15 protein-coding genes and 1 pseudogene are annotated in these 22,180 nt (G+C 63.9%); 12 read left to right on the top strand and 4 right to left on the bottom strand.

Features of this window, described 5'->3' with window-relative positions; genetic code table 11:
- Positions 1-222: 222 nt before the first annotated feature.
- From LOY69_RS16280 to LOY69_RS16270, 3 genes are all read left to right on the top strand, one after another.
- Positions 223-1,896: a nitrite/sulfite reductase gene (locus LOY69_RS16280; protein WP_102863418.1), complete on the top strand. Its 1,674-nt coding sequence runs from the start codon at positions 223-225 to the stop codon at positions 1,894-1,896.
- Complete coding sequence (locus tag LOY69_RS16275; protein WP_102879172.1) at positions 1,893-2,387, top strand: DUF934 domain-containing protein; 495 nt, start codon at positions 1,893-1,895, stop codon at positions 2,385-2,387. Before LOY69_RS16280 ends, LOY69_RS16275 begins: the two co-directional genes overlap by 4 nt.
- Positions 2,388-2,563: 176 nt before the next feature.
- The gene (locus LOY69_RS16270; RefSeq protein ID WP_102879173.1) at positions 2,564-3,235 is read left to right on the top strand and encodes a DUF3313 domain-containing protein; all 672 of its coding nucleotides are present in this window, start codon (positions 2,564-2,566) and stop codon (positions 3,233-3,235) included.
- A gap of 41 nt (positions 3,236-3,276) precedes the next feature.
- Here the strand turns inward: LOY69_RS16270 and LOY69_RS16265 are convergent, their stop codons facing one another.
- Positions 3,277-4,257, bottom strand: a complete 981-nt coding sequence (locus LOY69_RS16265) for a YiiG family protein (protein ID WP_265073209.1) — start codon at positions 4,255-4,257, stop codon at positions 3,277-3,279.
- The gene (locus tag LOY69_RS16260) at positions 4,254-5,876 is read right to left on the bottom strand and encodes a J domain-containing protein (protein WP_110596851.1); all 1,623 of its coding nucleotides are present in this window, start codon (positions 5,874-5,876) and stop codon (positions 4,254-4,256) included. The genes LOY69_RS16265 and LOY69_RS16260 overlap by 4 nt, the downstream gene beginning before the upstream one ends.
- Before the next feature lie 387 nt (positions 5,877-6,263).
- Between LOY69_RS16260 and LOY69_RS16255 the strand changes: the two are divergent.
- The 9 genes and pseudogenes from LOY69_RS16255 (at position 6,264) to LOY69_RS16215 (ending at position 20,661) form a co-directional block, all read left to right on the top strand.
- Positions 6,264-6,721 (top strand): annotated as a pseudogene (locus LOY69_RS16255) (SRPBCC family protein).
- Between the two features lie 30 nt (positions 6,722-6,751).
- A complete protein-coding gene (locus LOY69_RS16250; RefSeq protein WP_265073208.1) occupies positions 6,752-7,429 on the top strand; it encodes a type 1 glutamine amidotransferase domain-containing protein in 678 nt (225 codons plus the stop codon).
- 318 nt (positions 7,430-7,747) lie between these two features.
- Positions 7,748-8,248: a thiol peroxidase gene (tpx, locus tag LOY69_RS16245; RefSeq protein WP_102863425.1), complete on the top strand. Its 501-nt coding sequence runs from the start codon at positions 7,748-7,750 to the stop codon at positions 8,246-8,248.
- Positions 8,249-8,426: 178 nt separating this feature from the next.
- Positions 8,427-9,749 (top strand): MdtA/MuxA family multidrug efflux RND transporter periplasmic adaptor subunit, encoded by a 1,323-nt coding sequence (locus LOY69_RS16240; protein ID WP_265073207.1) that lies wholly within the window; start codon positions 8,427-8,429, stop codon positions 9,747-9,749.
- Positions 9,746-12,844, top strand: coding sequence for an MdtB/MuxB family multidrug efflux RND transporter permease subunit (locus LOY69_RS16235; protein ID WP_102863427.1), 3,099 nt, complete (start codon positions 9,746-9,748; stop codon positions 12,842-12,844). The genes LOY69_RS16240 and LOY69_RS16235 overlap by 4 nt, the downstream gene beginning before the upstream one ends.
- A 37-nt stretch (positions 12,845-12,881) precedes the next feature.
- Positions 12,882-15,989, top strand: a complete 3,108-nt coding sequence (locus LOY69_RS16230; protein WP_102863428.1) for an efflux RND transporter permease subunit — start codon at positions 12,882-12,884, stop codon at positions 15,987-15,989.
- Positions 15,986-17,479 carry an efflux transporter outer membrane subunit gene (locus LOY69_RS16225; RefSeq protein ID WP_102879181.1) on the top strand — a complete coding sequence of 498 codons (1,494 nt, stop codon included), beginning with the start codon at positions 15,986-15,988 and terminating at the stop codon, positions 17,477-17,479. Before LOY69_RS16230 ends, LOY69_RS16225 begins: the two co-directional genes overlap by 4 nt.
- 221 nt (positions 17,480-17,700) lie before the next feature.
- On the top strand, positions 17,701-19,776 hold the full coding sequence (locus LOY69_RS16220; RefSeq protein ID WP_253085939.1) for a putative bifunctional diguanylate cyclase/phosphodiesterase: 2,076 nt from the start codon (positions 17,701-17,703) through the stop codon (positions 19,774-19,776).
- Positions 19,777-19,914: 138 nt separating this feature from the next.
- The gene (locus LOY69_RS16215) at positions 19,915-20,661 is read left to right on the top strand and encodes an SDR family oxidoreductase (RefSeq protein WP_102879187.1); all 747 of its coding nucleotides are present in this window, start codon (positions 19,915-19,917) and stop codon (positions 20,659-20,661) included.
- Positions 20,662-20,776: 115 nt separating this feature from the next.
- On the opposite strand, the gene LOY69_RS16210 is transcribed toward LOY69_RS16215, so the two are convergent.
- Both LOY69_RS16210 and LOY69_RS16205 read right to left on the bottom strand, forming a co-directional pair.
- Positions 20,777-21,331: a hypothetical protein gene (locus LOY69_RS16210; protein ID WP_265073206.1), complete on the bottom strand. Its 555-nt coding sequence runs from the start codon at positions 21,329-21,331 to the stop codon at positions 20,777-20,779.
- Positions 21,332-21,375: 44 nt separating this feature from the next.
- Positions 21,376-22,167, bottom strand: a complete 792-nt coding sequence (locus LOY69_RS16205) for a DUF1911 domain-containing protein (RefSeq protein ID WP_265073205.1) — start codon at positions 22,165-22,167, stop codon at positions 21,376-21,378.
- Positions 22,168-22,180 lie beyond the last annotated feature (13 nt).

The raw sequence follows: 22,180 nt of genomic DNA, 5'->3' as shown, positions 1-22,180 counted from the left end.
GGGGTGCACTGTAGGAATCAGCGGGGAAACAAAACAGGCTCAGAAAAACTGCATTAATACGGATCAGATTTATCTCATGTCCACGGCGCTATGGTGGCGGCTGATATGGTTTTTTAGTTTTTACCTGAATCTGTAACGTTCTGCGCCGTACGCGCATAGTCGCCCCCTCACAATACGCGCCGTTTCGAGCACGACCAGCACCGATGAGGATGAGGTAGGCACATGTATCAGTACGACGACTATGACCGGGCCCTGGTCTTTGAGCGGGTGGCGCAGTTTCGTGATCAGGTCGAGCGCTTCATGGGCGGCCAACTGAGTGAGGAGGAGTTCCTGCCCCTGCGCCTGCAGAACGGCCTGTATATGCAGAAGCACGCCTACATGCTGCGGGTGGCGATTCCCTACGGCACCCTGAGTGCCCGGCAGATGCGCACCCTGGCCAGCATCGCCCGGGATTTCGACCGCGGCTACGGTCACTTCACCACCCGGCAGAACCTGCAGTTCAACTGGATCGAGCTGGCCCAGGTGCCGGACATCCTGCAGCGCCTGGCCGAGGTGGAGATGCACGCCATCCAGACCTCCGGCAACTGCGTACGCAACATCACCACCGAGGCCTTTGCCGGGGTCGCCGCCGATGAGTACCTGGACCCGCGCCCCCTGGCGGAGATCCTGCGCCAGTGGTCCACCATCAACCCGGAATTCCTGTTCCTGCCACGCAAGTTCAAGATCGCCATCTGCTCGGCCAGGCAGGACCGCGCGGCGATCATGATGCATGACATCGGCCTGTATCTTTATCGTGCCCGCAGCGGCGAAATGCTTTTGCGCGTGATCGTCGGCGGGGGCCTGGGGCGCACGCCGATCCTTGGCCTGCAGATTCGTGACGGGCTGCCCTGGCAGCACCTGCTGTCCTACGTCGAGGCGGTGCTGCGGGTCTACAACCGCTATGGCCGGCGTGACAACAAGTACAAGGCGCGGATCAAGATCTTGGTCAAGGCCCTGGGCATCGAGGCCTTCGCCAAGGAAGTGGAGGAGGAGTGGCAGCACCTCAAGGACGGTCCGGCGCAGCTCACCGACGAAGAGTACCAGCGGGTCGCCAGCGCCTTCGTGCCGCCGATCTACGAGCGCCTGGCGGACACCGATCTGGATTACGGCAGCCACCTGGCCGAGTCGCCGGCCTTCGCCCGCTGGGTGGCGCGCAATGTGCACCCGCACAAGGTGCCGGGTTACACCTGCGTGGTGCTGTCCACCAAACCGGGGCCAAGCTCGCCGCCGGGGGACGTCACCGGTCAGCAGATGGAGGCGGTGGCCGACTGGTCCGAGCGTTTCGGCTTCGGCGAGATCCGTATTGCCCATGAACAGAACATCGTCTTGCCGGATGTGCCCAAGTCGCAGCTGTTCGAGCTTTGGCAGTGTGCCTCTGAGCACGGCCTGGGCACCGCCAACGCGGGCTTGCTGACCGACATCATCGCCTGCCCGGGCGGCGACTTCTGCGCCCTGGCCAACGCCCGGTCGCTGCCGATTACCCTGGCCATCCAGCAGCGCTTCGAGGACCTGGACTACCTCCATGACCTGGGGGACATCAGCCTGAACATCTCCGGCTGCATGAACGCCTGCGGCCACCACCACATCGGCAATATCGGCATCCTCGGGGTCGACAAGAACGGCAGCGAGTGGTTCCAGGTCACCCTGGGCGGCGCCAAGGGCCGTGACAGCGCCCTGGGCAAGGTGATCGGGCCGTCCTTCAGCGCCGAGGAAATCCCCGAAGTGATCGAGCGCATCATCGCCACCTTCGTGCGCTACCGCGAAAGCGACGAACCCTTCGTCGAGACCCTGCAGCGCATCGGCCTGGAGCCGTTCAAGGAGCGGGTCTATCCCAAGGCCCTGGAGGCGCTGGCATGAACAATCTGCTGCGGCTGTGCGAGGGCGAAGCCCAATTGGTCGAGGACGATGCCTGGAGCCTGGTGCGCGGGGTTGACGATACGCTGCCCGACGGGCCGCTGATCCTGCCCCTGGCTCTGTGGCTGATGCGTCGCATCGAGCATCACCCGGCCCGGGACGGCGTATGGATCGGCCCGGATGACGAAGTGGAAAGCCTCAAGCCCTGGCTCAAGCTGATCCCGCTGATTGCCGTGGACTTCCCGAGCTTTCGTGATGGCCGGGGCTACAGCCAGGCCTACCTGCTGCGTACCCGCCTGGGCTGGATGGGCGAGTTGCGGGCCATTGGCGACGTGCTGCGCGATCAACTGAGCCATATGCGCCAGTGCGGCTTCGACAGCTTTGCCGTGCGCGAAGACAAATGCGCCCTGGACGCTCTCAAGGGACTGGTGGGCATGAGCGTGCTCTATGGCCGCTCAGTGATCGAGCCGCGGCCGCTGTTCCGCCGTCGGTAACCGCCGGCACCTTCTCCGTAGGAGTCGGCTTGCCGGCGAAGGGGCCCCGAAGATGGCTTTCGCCGGGGCCCCTGGGGCCTTTCCATCCTAAAAACACCCTGCCCAGCGACAAACTTTTGGCTATACCTGTAACTCCCCTGGCCAGTTCCTGGCTGTTTCACCTACAGGAGTTACCCATGAAACTTGCATTGATGATCGGCACGGCGTGCCTTGCCTCTTTGGCCATGGTCGGCTGCTCCAGCAACGTGACCCAGCCCGACGAATACTCCGGGTTTCTCCAGGATTACAGCCGACTCAAGGAGGCCAAGTCGCCCTCCGGGGTGGAGGTGATGCGCTGGATCGATCCCAAGCTGGATACCGACCGGTACCGGGCGATCTACATCGAACCCACCCAGTTCTATCCGCAGCCACAAGCCACGGCGAAGATTCCCCAGAGCACCCTCGACGGCATCAATCAGTACTACGACCAGGCCCTCAGGCGTGAGGCGGCGCGCAGCCTGCCCCTGGCTCAAGGCCCCGGGCCGGGGGTGCTAGTGGTGCGGGCGGCAATCACGGCGGTCAGCAGTAAAACCGAAGGCCTGAAGCCTTATGAAATCATTCCTGTGGCCCTGGTGGCAGCGGCGGTCAGCACCGCCAGCGGAATTCGCGACCAGCAAACCACGCTGGGCACCGAGGCAGTGTTTCTCGATGGCAGCAGCGGCAAGGTCATTGCCCAGGTGGTGCGCAAGGGCACTGGCAAGCCCCTGGAAAACGACACGCAAGTGATGAAGGCCGATGACGTGAAGAACGTCATCGACGGTTGGGCGGCGGACTTCCACCAGTCTTTCGCCAAGTTCAAGGGGCGTTAGGGCCTGGCTGTCCGGCGGCGGCCAACAGCGCCGCTGCCGCTTCAATAGTCCATCTGGGCCTGCTTGTTGTAGTAGCTGAGCAGCGAGTCGTAGGCCCGCATGATGGCGTGATAGTCCTCGCTCAGATGCTGTGGCTCAGCCTGTTTCTGCCAGTCCTGCTGCAGGGCGAGCAGGGCTTGCTGGTAGCGCTGCGCTGGCCGCGTGATCTGGCTCCATAGGTAATAGGCCGGTTGGGTGCGGCTGCTCTGTGGTCGGTTGCGCAAGGGCTGCCCGGCATCCCAGGCCTGTTGCAGATACTGGCTGGCTTGCGCCAGTTGCTCCGGGGTCAGGGTTTTCTCGCGCATGCCCTGGCTGATCTGCTCCACTGTGAGCCGCGCCTGGATCATGTAGTCCAGCAGGTGCCAGTGGATGTCCTGCCCCAGGCGTTGCTCAAGCAGCCGCTGTTGCTCGCGTCGGGCGCCGATGTCTGCGCTCGCCAGGGCCGCGCGCAGGTCGGCGGAGGCTTGCAGATAGTGGTCGAACTTGGGCTTGAGCAGGGCAACAGTGGCCGCGTCTTCCTCGGCCGGCATGTAAGCACCGGGTACGGCGCTGGAATGAGCGCGACGGGCCAGGTTGGCCTGGTGCAGTGCGTCGATGTAGCGCTCGGCCAGGCCGATCAGCGGGGCGTCGGGTTGCAGGTGGCGCAGCCGATAGAGCATGCGCGGTTCGCAGTCGCGGGCGGGCAGGGTATCCATGTCGGTCTTCGCGCCGTCTGCGAAGTCCTTGGCATTGTTCAGCAGGTCGGTGAACGCCGCGCGCCAGGCCGCTTGAGTGCCGTAGGTGTAGTAGCCCAGGCGCCAAGGCACATCGTATTGGTTGACGCAGTCGATCAGCGGCGCCCTGGCCGCGGCCTGGGCGCTGGCGGGGCTGTCCAGGCCGGCCAGCCACAGTTCGAAGCGGGCGATCGGGGCTCCGGCAGCCAGGAGCGCAAACAAGCCGAAAATCAGCGTGCAACCGAAAAGCAACAAGGGGCGTTGGCTCATGGCCGCTCCTCCTTGGGGTACCACTGCTCCTGGGTGGCCGGTGCTGCGCACTCGGGGGTATCGGCCGGCATGCGCGCGCACAGCCGTTCGGTCCAGGGCTGCAGGCCCTGATAACGCCCGGCGGTGTAGCGCTCGTCGAACCACTTGAGGGTGGCGATGACGGCCACCAGCAGCACCAGTCCTGTGCCCAGCAGCAGGCGACGCGGCCAGGGGTTGATGCGTTGCCAGGCGTTCAGCGGGTCGATCTGGCGCTGACGGGCCAGGGCCACCAGCAGCAGGACCCCGAGATAAGTGATAGTGGCTACTGGGTGGATCGCCACGCCCAGCAGTGCGCCCAGTAGCGCCGCGGGCAGCAGGTCGCGGATCAGCTGCACGTCGTGATAGGGCGTCTGGTGCCGAGGCAGGTGTTGGCTGAGGCGCTCGTCCCACTGGAACAGGCGTTGGCTCAGGGGGCGCCAAAGTCGCTGCAGCCCTTCGCCCGCGGCGCAGAAGCACAGGGCCCAGACCAGCGTGACGCCGACAATCTCCCAGGGGCTGGCGTCTTGCCCGCTGTACTGGCTCACGGCGCCGGTCAGGCAGGCCAGGACCACCCCCAGGAGCATCGGCCAGCTGTTGATCGCGTGTTCCCAGTCCCGCCAGAAGTAGGGATTGCTGGCGGGCATGCCGGCGGCGACTTGCGGGTAGTCTGCCGCCAGGCTTGCGGCCAGCTTGTGGCAGGCCTGCCAGTCCAGGTTGCCCAGGTGTCGGGCCCAGGCGCGGCGCTGACTGAAGCTCAGGGGCGCGAGTAACAAGCGTGCCGCACGGTGTTCCGGGGTGCTCGGCGGTTCGCTCGCCAGTTGTTGCTGGTGGGCCAGGTACAGCGGTGCCTGATGGCGTTTCAACAGCCGCGGCCAGAGCTGTTCCGGGCAGTTGTCTGCACTGTTGGTGTGCCAGCCTTGGCCGGCACAGACCGCCTGGAACACCGCCACCGACCAATAAGGACTGTTGGCCAGTGTTTGTGCCAGCCATTGGTTGAACCATTGTCGGTGTTGCAGGTGCAGCAGCCAGGCATGGGCTGAACGCTGGGCGTAGGCCTTCAGGAACGCCGCTTCATCCTTGGCCTCCAGGGCTGCGGCCAGTGGCTCTTGTACTCGCTGATAGAGCTGCTGCTGCAACTCCTGCACCAGATACTCCGGCAGATCCAGGCGTTGCCAGGCACTCATCCAGCGCAGACGCTCGAACCCCCAGTGCAACACCGCGTCGGCTTGCGCCGGGTGTTCGACGCAATAGCGCAGCAGGGCTAGTTCGAACTCATAGGCACACGCCTGCTCCTGGGCCTGCTGATAGCGCTGGTCGAGCTGATCGACAGGCAGCTCCTTGAGCAACATGGCCACCCGCTGCACCGGTGACAGCGCCAAGGTTGCCGGCGCGTTGTCTGCCCAGGTCTCGAGCGTCTCCAGGGGCTCGTTCTGTTGCTCCCAATCCTTATGGGCCAGTGCCTCTTCATAGGCGTCGCGCAAGCGTTGGAAACCTTGCGGGTCTTCATCCGGACGGGTCTGCTTGAGCAGCCTGGCGTAGTGGCGCTTGATGGTCCGGGTATCTGCGGTGGCGGGCAGGCCGAGTAGGGTCCAGCAACTCATTGGGCGGTAAAACTCCGTGCAACCGGCAGCAACATCCAGTAATGGATGGAGGAAATTGCGCACCCTACCGGTTTCCCGGATAAAAGTCCCCGACTCGAATCTGTCTATTGAAAAGCAGGAAGGCCAGGACGGTTCAGCGTTGGCCGTAGGGGGCGGCAGGGATCGGGTCTGCGCTGATTTGCCATGCGCGGAAGCTGTGCTCCGAGCTGTATGGGGCTGCTCGAAGGGAATGGGCAACCTCAAGTTATTTATGACTATTACCTTGTTATTTATAAGGTTAAGTTAATGTTGTTTGTAGAATAATAAAGCCAATAAAAACAACTAGTTATAGGATTATCCTAATCCGTTATGTGATGTGTATTCTGGTTGAGGAAGGAGCCTTCAGGTATGCCCGTAGTTGAACGCACGACTTTTCTGGCAGGTTGCAGCCCGGCTCAGGTCCTGGATTTCTGTCTTGAGGGGGCCAACTTTCCGAAGATCTTTCCCGAGCCCGTCACGCCCTTGGGGGCATCGATCTGCACGATCTGCGGATCAGCGCCGGGCGCCAGTTCAGCTTCAGGCACTGGATGTGGGGTGTCATTCCGGCGACATGGACGGTGGTTATACGTGAGGTGAGCGACCGGCATTTTGTCGATGAAATGCTCAAGGGGCCGTTGCGAGCCTTTCGCCATGAGCATCGGGTGGAGGCCGCCGAAGGGGGGACCCTGTACACCGACCGGGTGACCTATCGGGCCATCGGCGGTGCACCTTTGGAACGGTTGGTGGTCAACGCCTACATGGCGCGTATTTTCGATGCCCGGCACCGCAACATGGTGCGCTTGCTGAGCGTCGAGCCGTCTTCGTGATTCTCTGTGTGGATAGCCAAGGAGCATGCCGTGAGCAAGAAAATTCTGGTGGTCCTGACCAGCGTGGCCAAGTACCCGACCTTGAACCGTGCCACCGGCCTGTGGCTGGGTGAGGCGGTGCACTTTGTGAAAAAGGTCGAGGCGGCAGGGTTCGAGGTGGATTACGTCAGCCCCAAGGGCGGCTATGTGCCCATCGATCCCCACAGCCTGGCCATGGCGGACGACACCGACTGGCAGTGGTACCAGGACAGCGCTTTCATGAGCCGCCTGGGCGCGACCCTGAAGCCGGAGCAGGTCCGCTCCGAGGATTACCTGGCTATCTATTACGCCGGCGGGCATGGCGTGGTTTGGGATTTTCCCGACAACCCCGAGTTGCAGGCCCTGAGCCGTGACATCTACGAGCAGGGTGGTTATGTCAGTTCGGTCTGCCATGGCGCGGCGGGCTTGCTCAACATCAAGCTGGGGGACGGTTCGTTGCTGATCGCTGGCAAGCAGGTCACCGGGTTCTCCAATGAAGAGGAAAAGCTGGCCGAGCTGGACCAATACGTGCTGTACCTGACGGAAACCGAACTGGTCAAGCGCGGTGCCCTGTACCAGAAGGCCGCCGCGCCCTGGGCACCATTTGCCGTACAGGATCAGCGGGTGATCACCGGGCAGAACCCGGCCTCCGGCGGCCCGGTAGCGGACTTGCTGCTGGCGCACCTGTAGGAGCCGGCTTGCCGGCGAAAGGGCCCTTGAGCCTTGCGGTGCTCTTGCGGACGTCTTCGCTGGCAAGCCAGCTCCTACGATTACCGATTACCGATTACCGATTACCGATTACCGATTACCGATTACCGATTACCGATTACCGATTGCCGATCCACGATCCACGATCATTGCGCGGCTCGCCGGGGCGCTGCTGAAGCGGTTTGTTGGACAATTTATCCGCCCGGCAATAGGTGCCTGCGCCGTTTCATGCTTAACTTCGGCCTCTCAAGAATTTCTCATTGCTGTTCCATCATCACTGTTCAATAAAGGACTCCGTTCATGGCTCAAGTCACTCTCAAAGGCAACCCGGTTCAGGTCAACGGCCAACTGCCGCAAGTGGGTTCCAAAGCCCCTGCGTTCTCCCTGGTAGGCGCCGGTCTGGCCGATGTTTCCCTGAGCAGCCTCGCCGGCAAGCGCAAGGTGCTGAACATCTTCCCAAGCGTCGACACCCCGACCTGCGCCACCTCGGTACGCAAGTTCAACGCCCAGGCCAACGAGTTGGCCAACACCGTGGTGCTGTGCATCTCCGCTGACCTGCCGTTCGCCCAGGCCCGTTTCTGCGGCGCCGAAGGCCTGGAAAACGTGCAGAACCTGTCGACCCTGCGCGGTCGCGAGTTCATCGAAAACTACGGCGTAGCCATCGCCGACGGCCCGCTGGCCGGTCTGACCGCCCGCGCCGTGGTGGTGCTGGATGAAAACGACACCGTGCTGCACAGCGAGCTGGTCAAGGAAATCGCCGAAGAGCCGAACTACGACGCGGCCCTGGCCGTGCTCAAGTAACAGGTTTTACAATTATTCACGGCCTGGCTCTGTCCAGGCCGTTTTTATTTGTGCTTCAGTGGCTTAGCGCCGCACCTTGAAACGTCAGTCAAAGGTAAATTGCCGGTAAAGGCGCTTTGCTAAAACCGCTCTAGTGCTTATCTTTCAGCCTTCCCCAAAGAAGACTCCCACGCGCCCAATGGTTGATCACTCCATGCAATCCTCTGCTCCCCGCAACTCTCGTCGCTGGCTGTTCGGCCTGTTTGTCCTGCTGCTGGTGATCGGCCTGTGCTGGAAATTCTGGCCCGCCGGCAGCGCCCCCAAAGAGGGTGCTCAGGCGAAGGCCGCGGCCGGGCATACCGGACGCAGCGGCAGCCTGCGCCCTGGCTTCGGCGGTGCCAGCGGGCCGATCCCGGTGCGGGTGGCGCCGGTGACTCAGGGCGACTTCCCGCTGTACTACAAGGCCCTGGGCACGGTGACGGCACTCAACACCATCAATGTGCGCAGCCGGGTAGCGGGGGAGTTGGTCAAGGTCAACTTCGAGGAAGGGCAGATGGTCAAGGCCGGCGACCTGCTGGCGCAGATCGATCCGCGTCCTTATCAGAATGCCTTGCTCCAGGCCGAGGGCACCCTGCTGCAGAACCAGGCCCAGCTGAAGAACGCCCAGGTCGACCTTGAGCGTTATCGCGGCCTGTACGCCCAGGACAGCATCGCCAAACAGACCCTGGACACCGCTGCGGCGCTGGTGGGCCAGTACCAGGGTACGGTCAAGACCAATCAGGCGGCGGTCAACGACGCCAAGCTCAACCTCGAATTCACCAATATCCGTGCGCCCATCGCCGGACGCGTGGGCCTGCGTCAGCTGGACGTGGGCAACCTGGTGTCGGCCAACGACACCACGGCACTGGTGATCATCACCCAGACCCAGCCCATCAGCGTGGCCTTCACCCTGCCGGAGAACAGCCTGGACACCGTGCTCAAGCGCTACCACAGCGGCGCCAAGCTGCCGGTGGAAGCCTGGGACCGTGGCGATGTGAAATTGCAGGCCAGCGGCATGCTGCAAAGCCTGGACAACCAGATCGACACCACCACCGGCACCCTGAAGTTCAAGGCGCGCTTCGATAACCGCGACCAGGGCCTGTTCCCCAATCAGTTCGTCAATGTACGGCTGCTGGCCGACACCCTGAAGAATGTGGTGCTGGCACCTTCGGCCGCGATCCAGTTCGGCACCAACGGCACCTTCGTCTACGCCCTGGATGGTGATAACAAGGTGAAGATCCGCCAACTGCAGGTGAGCGACAGCAACGGCGAGCTGACGGTGATCAAGGACGGCCTCAAGGCCGGTGACCGGGTGGTGATGGAAGGCACCGACCGCCTCAAGGACGGCAGCGAGGTGGAAGTGGTCAACGACAGCAGTGAAGTGCCCACCAGCCCCACCGAACACCTGCTGGGCAAGCCCGCCGCTGCACCGGCCGCGGATGGCAAGCCGGCTGATGGCAAGGCGCAAAAGGTCGGCGCATGAATTTCTCGCGACTGTTCATCCTGCGTCCGGTAGCCACCACCCTGAGCATGCTGGCCATTGTCCTGGCCGGCCTGATCGCCTATCGCCTGTTGCCGGTCTCGGCCTTGCCCCAGGTGGACTACCCGACTATCCGGGTCATGACCCTGTACCCCGGGGCCAGCCCGGACGTGATGACCAGCGCGGTCACCGCGCCCCTGGAGCGCCAGTTCGGGCAGATGCCCGGCCTGACCCAAATGGCCTCCACCAGCTCCGGTGGCGCCTCGGTGCTGACCCTGCGGTTCAGCCTCGACATCAATATGGACGTGGCCGAGCAACAGGTGCAGGCGGCCATTAACGCCGCCACCAACTTGTTGCCCAAGGACCTGCCGGCGCCGCCGGTGTACAACAAGGTCAACCCGGCGGACACCCCGGTGCTGACCCTGGCCATCACCTCCAAGACCATGCTGTTGCCCAAGCTCAATGACTTGGTCGACACCCGCATGGCACAGAAGATCGCCCAGATCAGCGGCGTCGGCATGGTCAGCATCGCCGGGGGCCAGCGCCAGGCGGTGCGGATCAAGGTCAACCCCGAGGCTTTGGCGGCCAACGGCCTGAACCTGGCGGACGTGCGCACCCTGATTGCCGCGTCCAACGTCAATCAGCCCAAGGGCAACTTCGACGGCCCGACCCGGGTCTCGATGCTCGATGCCAACGACCAGCTGACCTCGCCCAAGGATTACGCCGAGCTGATTCTGGCCTACAAAAATGGCGCACCGCTGCGCCTGAAGGATGTCGCCGAGATCGTCGACGGCGCCGAGAACGAGCGGCTGGCGGCCTGGGCCAACGAAAACCAGGCAGTGCTGCTCAATATCCAGCGCCAGCCCGGGGCCAACGTGATCGAGGTGGTGGACCGGATCAAGGCGCTGCTGCCGAGCATCACCGACAACCTGCCGGCGGGCCTGGACGTCACGGTGCTCACCGACCGCACCCAGACCATCCGCGCCTCGGTCAAGGATGTGCAGCACGAGCTTTTCATCGCCATCGCCCTGGTGGTGATGGTGACCTTCCTCTTTCTGCGTCGGGCCAGCGCCACCCTCATTCCGTCGATTGCCGTGCCGCTGTCGCTGATCGGCACCTTCGGGGTGATGTACCTGGCCGGTTTTTCGGTGAACAACCTGACCCTGATGGCCCTGACCATCGCCACCGGTTTCGTGGTGGACGATGCCATCGTCATGCTGGAGAACATCTCGCGCTTTATCGAGGAGGGCGACAGCCCGATGCAGGCGGCGCTCAAGGGCGCCAAGCAGATCGGCTTCACCCTGATCTCCCTGACCCTGTCGCTGATCGCGGTGCTGATCCCGCTGCTGTTCATGGCGGATGTGGTGGGCCGGCTGTTCCGCGAATTCGCCATCACCCTGGCGGTGGCGATCCTGATTTCCCTGGTGGTGTCCCTGACCCTGACGCCGATGATGTGCGCGCGGCTGCTCAAGCGTGAGCCCAAGCCTGAAGAGCAGGGGCGTTTCTACCGCGCCAGCGGCGCCTGGATCGACTGGTTGATCGAAAGCTACGGGCGCAAGTTGCAATGGGTGCTCAAGCACCAGTTCCTGACCCTGATGGTGGCCGTCGGCACCCTGGGCCTGACCGTGTTCCTGTACCTGGTGGTGCCCAAGGGCTTCTTCCCGGTGCAGGACACCGGGGTCATCCAGGGCATTTCCGAGGCGCCGCAGTCGGTGTCCTTCGCCGCCATGAGCCAACGCCAGCAAGACCTGGCGAAGATCATCCTGCAGGACCCGGCCGTGGAAAGCCTGTCGTCCTACATCGGCGTCGACGGCGACAATGCGACCCTCAACAGTGGCCGTCTGCTGATCAACCTCAAGCCCCACAACCAGCGTGACCTGAGCGCGGCCCAGGTGATTGCGCGGATTCAGCCTGAGGTGGACAAACTGCTGGGCATCCGCCTGTTCATGCAGCCGGTGCAGGATCTGACCATCGAGGACCGGGTCAGTCGTACCCAGTACCAGTTCAGCCTGTCTTCGCCGGACGCCGAGCTGCTGGCCCTGTGGAGCGGGCGCCTGAGCGAAGCCCTGGCCCAGCGCCCGGAACTCACCGACGTGGCCAGCGACCTGCAGGACAAGGGCCTGCAGGTGTACCTGGTGATCGACCGCGATGCGGCGTCCCGGGTCGGGGTTTCGGTGGCCAACATCACCGACGCCCTGTATGACGCCTTCGGCCAGCGGCAGATTTCCACCATCTATACCCAGGCCAGCCAGTACCGGGTGGTGCTCCAGGCCCAGGCCGGCGAGCGCATCGGCCCCCAGGCCCTGGAGCAGATCCACGTCAAGACCACCGACGGCGGGCAAGTGCGGCTGTCGAGCCTGGCCCATGTCGAGGAGCGCCAGGCGCAACTGGCCATCGCCCATATCGGCCAGTTCCCGGCGGTGATGATGTCCTTCAACCTGGCGCCCGGAGTGGCCCTGGGGGAGGCGGTTAACGTCATCGAACAGGTGCAGCAGGACATTGGCATGCCAGTGGGGGTGCAGACCCGCTTCCAGGGCGCCGCCGAGGCCTTCCAGGCCTCGCTGTCGAGCACCTTGCTGCTGATCCTGGCGGCGGTGGTGACCATGTACATCGTGCTCGGCGTGCTCTACGAGAGCTACATCCACCCGATCACCATTCTCTCCACCTTGCCTTCGGCGGCGGTGGGGGCCTTGCTGGCGCTGATCCTCAGCGGCAATGACCTGGGCATGATCGCGATCATCGGCATCATCCTGCTGATCGGCATCGTCAAGAAAAACGCGATCATGATGATCGACTTCGCCCTCGACGCCGAACGCCACCAGGGCATGGCCCCGGAACAGGCTATCTACCAGGCGGCGCTGCTGCGGTTCCGGCCGATCCTGATGACCACCCTGGCGGCGCTGTTCGGTGCCGTACCGCTGATGCTGGCCACGGGTTCGGGTGCCGAGCTGCGCCAGCCCCTGGGCCTGGTGATGGTCGGCGGCCTGCTGGTGAGCCAGGTGCTGACCCTGTTCACCACGCCGGTGATCTACCTGTACTTCGACCGCCTGGGCCGGCGCTTCGGCAAAGGTGAAGACGCCCAAGAGGTGGAGGCATGAAGGGCCGCAGCCAGCCTCCAGCCCGGGGTGTTCAGCCATGAACCTGTCCGGACCTTTCATCAAACGCCCGGTGGCGACCATGCTGCTGTCGTTGGCGATCATGCTGCTGGGCGGTGTCAGCTTCGGCCTGCTGCCGGTGTCGCCGCTGCCGCAGATGGATTTCCCGGTGATCGTGGTCCAGGCCAGCCTGCCCGGGGCCAGCCCCGAGGTCATGGCGTCCACCGTGGCCACGCCGCTTGAGCGCTCGTTCGGCGCGATTGCCGGGGTCAACACCATGAGCAGCCGCTCCAGCCAGGGCTCGACCCGGGTGATCCTGCAGTTCGACCTGGACCGCGACATCAACGGCGCAGCCCGGGAAGTGCAGGCGGCCATCAACGCCTCGCGCAACCTGCTGCCCAGCGGCATGCGCAGCATGCCCACCTACAAGAAGGTCAACCCGTCCCAGGCGCCGATCATGGTGCTGTCGCTGACCTCCGATGTGCTGGAGAAGGGCCAGCTCTACGACCTGGCCTCGACCATCCTGTCCCAGAGCCTGTCCCAGGTGCAGGGCGTGGGCGAAGTGCAGATCGGCGGCAGCTCCTTGCCGGCGGTGCGCATCGAGCTGGAGCCGCAACTGCTCAACCAGTACGGCGTGGCCCTGGACGACGTGCGCAACGCCATTGCCAACGCCAACCAGCGTCGGCCCAAGGGTTCGGTGGAGGATGACCAGCGGCTGTGGCAGATCCAGGCCAACGATCAGCTGGAAAAGGCCCGCGACTACGAGCCGCTGATCATCCACTACAAGGACGGTGCGGCCCTGCGTCTGAAAGACGTGGCCAAGGTCAGCGACGGCGTGGAAGACCGCTATAACAGCGGTTTCTTCAACGACGATGCGGCGGTGCTGCTGGTGATCAACCGTCAGGCCGGGGCCAACATCATCGAGACGGTGAACGAGATCAAGGCCCAGTTGCCGGCGTTGCAGGCGGTGCTGCCGGCCAGCGTCAAGCTCAACCTGGCCATGGACCGTTCGCCGGTGATCAAGGCCACCCTGCACGAGGCGGAGATGACCCTGTTGATCGCCGTGGCCCTGGTGATCCTGGTGGTGTTCCTGTTCCTTGGCAATTTCCGCGCGTCGGTGATCCCGACCCTGGCGGTGCCGGTGTCCCTGGTGGGCACGTTCGCCATCATGTACCTGTACGGGTTCTCCCTGAACAACCTGTCGCTGATGGCGCTGATCCTCGCCACCGGGCTGGTGGTGGACGACGCCATCGTGGTCCTGGAGAACATTTCCCGGCACATCGACGAAGGTATCGCGCCGATGAAGGCGGCGTACCTGGGGGCCAAGGAGGTGGGCTTCACCCTGCTGTCGATGAACGTGTCGCTGGTGGCGGTGTTCCTGTCGATCCTGTTCATGGGCGGGATCATCGAGAGCCTGTTTCGTGAGTTCTCCATCACCCTGGCAGCGGCCATCGTGGTGTCCCTGGTGGTGTCCCTGACCCTGACCCCGATGCTCTGCGCCCGTTGGCTCAAGCCCCACACCCCGGGCCAGGAAAACGCCTTGCAACGCTGGAGCCGGCGCAGCAACGAGTGGATGGTGGGCAAGTACGCCACCAGCCTGGACTGGGTGCTGCGGCACAAGCGCCTGACTCTGCTCAGCCTGCTGGTCACCATCGGCGTCAACGTGGCCCTGTACGTGGTGGTGCCCAAGACCTTCATGCCGCAGCAGGACACCGGCCAGTTGATCGGCTTCGTGCGCGGCGACGACGGCCTGTCCTTCAGCGTGATGCAGCCGAAGATGGAGATCTTCCGCCGCGCGGTGCTCAAGGACGCCGCGGTGGAAAGCGTGGCCGGCTTTATCGGCGGCAGCAACGGCACCAACAACGCCTTCATGCTGGTGCGCCTCAAGCCGATCAAGGAGCGCGACATCTCGGCGCAGAAGGTCATCGAGCGTTTGCGCAAGGAAATGCCCAAGGTGCCCGGCGCGCAACTGATGCTGATGGCCGATCAGGACCTGCAGTTCGGCGGCGGCCGCGAGCAGACCACCTCGCAGTACTCCTACATCCTGCAAAGCGGCGATCTGGGCGAGCTGCGCCAGTGGTACCCGAAAGTGGTGACCGCGCTGCGCGCCTTGCCTGAGCTGACCGCCATCGACGCCCGCGAAGGCCACGGCGCCCAGCAAGTGACTCTGATCGTCGACCGTGACCAGGCCAAGCGCCTGGGGGTGGACATGGACATGGTCACCGCCGTGCTCAACAACGCCTACAGCCAGCGGCAGATCTCCACCATCTACGACAGCCTCAACCAGTATCAGGTGGTGATGGAGGTCAACCCGAAATACGCCCGGGACCCGATTACCCTGAATCAGGTGCAGGTGATCACCAGCGAGGGCGCGCGGATTCCCTTGTCGACCATCGCCCACTATGAAAACAGCCTGGAAGACGACCGGGTCAGCCACGAAGGGCAGTTCGCCTCGGAAAGCATTTCCTTCGACATGGCCGAAGGCGTGACGGTGGAGCAGGGCACCGCGGCCATCGAGCGGGCGATTGCCAAGCTGGGCATGCCCGAGGACGTGATCGTCAAGATGGCCGGCACCGCCGACGCCTTCGCCGCCACCCAGAAGAGCCAGCCGTTCATGATTCTCGGGGCATTGCTGGCGGTGTACCTGGTGCTCGGGGTGCTCTATGAAAGCTACATTCACCCGCTGACCATCCTCTCCACCCTGCCGTCGGCCGGGGTCGGTGCCTTGCTCTCGATCTACGTGCTGGGCGGCGAGTTCAGCCTGATCTCGCTGCTGGGGCTGTTCCTGCTGATCGGGGTGGTGAAGAAGAACGCGATCCTGATGATCGACCTGGCGCTGCAACTGGAGCGCCACCAGGGCCTGGACCCGCTGCAATCGATCCGCAGTGCCTGCCTGCAACGCCTGCGGCCGATCCTGATGACCACCCTGGCGGCGATCCTGGGTGCCTTGCCCTTGTTGCTGGGCAACGCCGAAGGCTCGGAAATGCGCCAGCCCCTGGGCCTGACCATCATTGGCGGCCTGGTCTTCAGCCAGATCCTGACCCTTTACACCACCCCGGTGGTCTACCTCTACCTCGATCGCCTGCGCCACAAGTTCAACCACTGGCGTGGGGTCCGTACCGATGCCGCTCTGGAAACGCCGCTATGACCGACCAATCGTCCCGTCCTGTTTCTCCGCTGTCCGCCCAGCGCCTGGCCATGGCCCGGGGTTCGCGGGCCTTGAGCCTGGGCCTGTGCGTGGCGCTGCTCAGTGCCTGCGCCATCGGTCCCGACTATCAGCGGCCCCAGGTGGCCGAACCGGTGCAGTACAAGGAGGCCCAGGGCTGGCGTCAGGCCAACCCCAGCGATGCCCTGGCCCGTGGCGCCTGGTGGGAGCTGTACGGCGACACCCAGCTCAATGGCCTGATCGAGAAGCTCAACAACTCCAACCAGAGCGTCGCTCAATCGGAAGCGCAATACCGTCAGGCCCAGGCCCTGGTGCGCAGCTCCCGGGGGGCGTTCTTTCCCAGTGTCGACTTGAGCGCCGGCAAGACCCGGGCCAGCCAGGGCACCGGCAGCAGCAACTCGGGGCTGAGCAGTTCCAGCAGCGGCATTCGTGACACCTACAACACCCAATTGGGGGTGAGCTGGGAGGCGGACATCTGGGGCAAGCTGCGCCGCGGCCTGGAAGCCAATCAAGCCAGTGCCGAGGCGAGCTTCGCCGATCTGGCGGCCATGCGCCTGAGCCAGCAGTCGGAGCTGGTGCAGAACTACCTGCAACTGCGGGTGATCGATGAGCAGAAGCGCTTGCTGGAAGCCACGGTGGCGGCTTACCAGCGCTCCCTGACCATGACCCAGAACCAGTATCAGGCCGGGGTGTCCGGCAAGGATGCGGTGGCCCAGGCCCAGACCCAGCTCAAAAGCACCCAGGCCGACCTGATCGACCTGATCTGGCAGCGGGCGCAGTTCGAGAACGCCATCGCAGTGTTGATCGGCGTGCCGCCGGCGCAGTTCAACCTGGCAGAAACCTCGCAGATTCCGGCGCTGCCCCAGGTGCCCCTAGCGCTGCCCTCGCAGTTGCTGGAGCGGCGTCCGGACATCGCCTCGGCGGAGCGTTCGGTGATCGCGGCCAACGCCAATATCGGCGTGGCCAAGGCCGCCTATTACCCGGACCTGACCCTGAGCCTGGCCGGAGGCTACAGCAGCAGTACCTACGCCGACTGGATCAGCGTGCCGAACCGGTTCTGGTCGGTGGGGCCGAAACTGGCCATGACCCTGTTCGATGGTGGCCAGCGCTCGGCGGAAGTGGATCGCACTGAAGCCGCCTACGACCAGACCGTGGCCAAGTACCGACAGACTGTGCTCGACGGTTTCCGCGAGGTGGAGAACTACATGATCCAGCTCAAGGTTCTGGAAGACGAAGCCCAGGTGCGCCAGCAGGCCCTGGATTCGGCGCGTGAGGCCCTGCGCCTGACCGAGAACCAGTACAAGGCCGGATTGATCGCCTACCTGGACGTGGTCACCAGCCAGGCCACTGCCCTGAGCAACGAACGCAGCGTCCTCAGCCTGCTGCAGAGCCGGCTGATTGCCAGCGTGCAATTGATCGCCGCGCTGGGGGGTGGCTGGGATGGTCAGGTGCAGGGCGAAGAGCAGAAATAGGCCGCCGCCAGGGCTTTGCGCAGGGGGAGATGCAGGCCCCCTGCGACATGGGCAAAGCCTTTGGCCACAAGGGCTGTAGGGGTATTAAGGGCCCGTGCCAGACGTTCTGTCTGGCTACTGGCTTTTTGCTCACTTTGTAGATGCGTTCTTCTACGCAATCAGTACAATCTGCGCTTTTTCCCGCCGAGCAAACTGTCGGCACAACGACCAAGAGATGCCCCATGCTCATCGGTAGTTACTCCCCCGCACTGGTCGTGATTTCCATTTTCGTGGCGATCCTCGCTTCCTATACCGCCCTTGATCTCACCGGTCGCATTGCCACCACCAAAGGCCGTGCAGCCTATCTATGGATGTGCGGCGGAGCCCTGGCCATGGGCGTTGGTGTGTGGTCGATGCACTTTATCGGCATGCTCGCGTTCGAGCTGCCCATCGACCTGGGCTACGACATCGTGCTGACCGCCTTGTCGTTGCTGATTTCCATCCTGTCCTGTGGTTTTGCCCTGTGGCTGGTGAGCCAGCCGCGCCTGCCGTTGGGGCAATTGCTGTTCGGCGCCTTGATCATGGGCACCGGCATCAGCGGCATGCACTACACCGGCATGGCGGCCATGCGCATGCAGCCGGGTATCGACTACGACCCGAGCCTGTTCAGCGCCTCGTTGCTGATTGCCTTTGGTGCTTCGCTGGCGGCGCTGTGGATTGCCTTTCGCCTGCGCCAGAACACGCCCCATGTGCGCCTTGCCCGTATCGGCGCGGCGATTGTGATGGGCTTTGCCATTGTCGGTATGCACTACACCGGCATGGCCGCGGCGCGTTTCGCCGATGGCAGCTTCTGCGGTGCGCTGGGCAGTGGCTTGAGCGGCAACGGCCTGGACAATCTGGTGCTGATCACCACCCTGGCGGTGCTGATCATTGCCTTGCTGACCTCGGTGCTGGATGCGCGCCTGGAAGCCCGCACCGCAGTGCTGGCGCAGTCCTTGACCGAGGCCAACAAAGAACTGACCCAGCTGGCCCTGCACGACACCCTGACCGGGTTGCCCAATCGCATCCTGCTGGCGGACCGCATCGATCAGGCCATGCACCGGGTCACCGCCCATGGTGGCTGCTTTGCGCTGATGTTCATCGATCTGGACGGCTTCAAGCCGGTCAATGACGCCTTCGGTCACCACATGGGCGACCAGTTGCTGCGAGAAGTGGCCCAGCGCCTGCGCGAGGACCTGCGCACTGAGGACACCCTGGCGCGGATCGGTGGCGACGAGTTCGTGCTGCTGGTACAGCTCGGTGAGCCGGAAGATGCCCTGCGGCTGGCGGCACGCCAGGTGGGCCTGGTGTCCCGTTCGTTCCGCGTGGCCGACCACGATTTGCAGATCTCCGCCAGCATCGGCATCGCGGTGTATCCGGGCAATGGCCTGACCGCCCAGGAACTGTTGATGAACGCCGACGCGGCCATGTATCACGCCAAGGCCACCGGCAAGAACGGCTACAGCTTTTTCGACGCTTCGATGAACACCAATGCCCGGCGTCAACTGCAGTTGCTTCAGGACCTGCGCAATGCCCTGGAGCATCAGCAGTTCCGCCTGTATTACCAACCCAAGTTCGATGCCAGCAATGGTCGTCCGGTGGGGGCCGAGGCCCTGTTGCGCTGGGAACATCCGCAGCACGGCCTGCTGCTGCCGGACAAGTTCATCGAACTGGCGGAGAAGAGCGGGCTGATCATCGCCATCGGCGACTGGGTGCTGCAGGAAGCCTGCCGACAGATGCGCGAGTGGTATGTCCTGGGCTATACCCACTGGCGGATCGCGGTGAACCTCTCGGCCCTGCAGTTCTGTCACGTGGGGCTGGTCAAGAGCGTGCAGGAGGCCTTGCAGCGCTACCAGTTGCCGGCCAATAACCTGACCCTGGAGATCACCGAGACCACGGCGATGAACGACGCCGACGTCAGCATGATCGTCCTGCAGCAGTTGGCGGACATGGGGGTGGACCTGTCCATCGACGACTTCGGCACTGGCTATTCGAGCCTGATGTACCTCAAGCGCCTGCCGGCCAACGAGCTGAAGATCGACCGTGGCTTTGTCCGCGACCTGGAGCACGACAGCGACGACGCCGCCATCGTCTCGGCGATTGTCGCCCTGGGGCAGGCCCTGGGCCTGCGCATCGTCGCCGAGGGGGTGGAAACCGGGGTGCAGCAGACCTTCCTCACCCAACTGGGCTGCGATTCGTTGCAGGGCTATTACCTGGGCCAGCCATTGCCGCCCGAAGGCTTCATGCAGGGCATTCAGCTGGCTGAACACAAGTCCTGAGCAGGGCCCTGACCGTATCCCTGGCTGCAGTTCCTGCGACCTTTGGATAGGGGCTGATTGATGTCACTGCGGTTTTCATCGCTGCCGGTGCAGTGTTTAATGACGGGCGTTGAAACGATCAGTCAGGGAGTCGGCAGCATGGACAAAGTCATCGTCATCACCGGTGGCGGGCGGGGAATCGGCGCAGCCACGGCGTTGCTGGCTGCTCAGCAGGGTTTCAAGGTGTGCATCAACTATCAGGCCGATGAACAGTCGGCTCAGCAGGTTCTGGAGCAGGTCCGTGCCCTGGGCGCCCAGGCCATTGCGGTGCGGGCCGATGTCAGCATCGAGGACGAGGTCATTGGCCTGTTTCACCGGGTCGACAACGAACTGGGCCGGGTCACTGCCCTGGTCAACAACGCTGGCACCGTGGGGCACAAGTCCCGTCTCGACGAAATGTCCGAATTCCGTATCCAGAAGATCATGAAGACCAATGTCATGGGGCCGATCCTCTGCGCCAAGCACGCGGTGCTGCGCATGTCGCCGCGCCATGGCGGGCAGGGTGGCAGCATCGTCAACGTGTCGTCGGTGGCCGCGCGCCTGGGGGCTCCCGGCGAGTACGTCGACTACGCCGCCTCCAAGGGCGCGCTGGACACCTTTACCATCGGCCTGTCCAAGGAAGTGGCGGGCGAGGGCATCCGCGTCAATGCGGTGCGCCCGGGCTACATCTACACCGATTTTCATGCCCTGAGCGGCGATGCCGACCGGGTCAGCAAACTGGAGTCGGCGATTCCCATGGGGCGTGGCGGACGTCCCGACGAAGTGGCCGAAGCCATTCTCTGGCTGCTGTCGGACAAGGCTTCCTACGCCACCGGCACCTTCGTCGACCTGGGCGGCGGCCGCTGAGCCCCCGCAAGTCTGCGGCCTATCCCGTAGGGGCCGGCGTGCCGGCGAAGGGGCCCTCAAGCCTTGCGCCGACCTCGCAGGCGCCTTCGCTGGCAAGCCAGCTCCTACGGTTTTCTCAGCGGGCGCGGCGGCGGCCGGGGCCGATCAGCAGGGCCAGCAGCAGCCCCAGCACGCTGATGCCAAAGCTCATCAACTGTGGCATCAGGTAGCCCTGGGTTTCCCCTGGGCGGGTGCAGCTGTAGCCATATCCATTGCCTTGTTCATGGGCCCAGACGCCGGGTGTGCTGCTCACGTCCACAGGCGCCGAAGGTGCGGGTTGCTCATTGGAGAGCCCCAGGTTCGAATGGCTCGCGCTGCGCCTTTCCAGCTGTTCGATGGCCTGCAGCTGAGCGTCGTTGCAGCGGTTATGCGCCCAATTGCCGACCACCACCAGGACGGACAGCAGAAGCAGCAGCGGCACCGGGTAGTAACGCCGGGTCCGCAGCAGGGGCGCCACCACCAGCCCGGCCAGGAAACCCGCCAGCAGCAGATTGACCCAGAACCACGGGCCGCCTTCCCAGCTCGGCGGTATCAGCTGCACCAGCAGCGGGGGCAGCACAACGCGGGCGAACAGCAGGCACAGGGCGGCCGCGAGCAGGGTGATCAGCAGGGTCTTGATCCAGGATTTCATGGGCAATGCATAACCTTTAAGCAGGGGCGGTAAACGGGGGGCTATCAGTGCTGCGCCAGCTGTTGGGGAATCGGCGGCGGGGTAAAGCGCCGGGCGTATTCGAGCATCTCCTGGGGGAAGATCATGTGCTTGACCGCGCTGTCGTCCAGGCCGTACAGGTAGGCCACTGCCGCGGCTTCAAAGGCCCAGTAGCCGAAGTAGGATTCACCGTCCAGGTGGGAGTCGTGCCATGGGGCCTGTTCGAACGCCTCGTACCACTGGTCGCAGTACTCCACCAGCAGCTCGCGGGCCTCGTCCGCTTGATCGGCGTAGATGGCCCTGATCAGCGGCGTATAGACCGGGTGGTACCACTCATCGATGTCTGCGCGGCCCGGCAGGCAGGGCTTGAGCAGGTCCTCGACCAGGGTGTCCTCGGCGTGGAAGCCGGCGCGGTCCTGCAGCGCCACCATGCGCGGCAGCAGGTCGCGGCGTTGCAGCAGGATGCACAGGCTGATGACCTGCACGTATTCCTCGTACTGGTCGAGGTAGTCCTCGATGTTCAGCGGCGCGATATCGGGCACCTCGTTGCACAGGGCCAAGGTGCGCTGATGCTCCTCGTAGCTGGCGATCAGTGCGTCCAGCTCCTGGGCCAGCTCCGGCATGGCCTTGCCGCCGGTGTAGCCCAGGATCAGATGGTCCAGGCGTGCTCGCTTGACCTCATAGGCCTTGAGCGAGGCTTCCTGCCCGGGGTAGTCCTCTTCCATAGAATGTGTCTGCCAATGGGCTTCGGTACCCGCCAGGAACTCCAGGAGGATGTGGTACTGCTTCGGGTCGAGGAACACTTGCCTGCGTTGCATGTCAGTACCTGGT

The organism is Pseudomonas sp. B21-059 (genome assembly GCF_026016285.1).
GTDB classification, from domain to species: Bacteria; Pseudomonadota; Gammaproteobacteria; order Pseudomonadales; family Pseudomonadaceae; genus Aquipseudomonas; species Aquipseudomonas danubii.
This window is presented reverse-complemented; position numbering and strand designations above follow the sequence as displayed.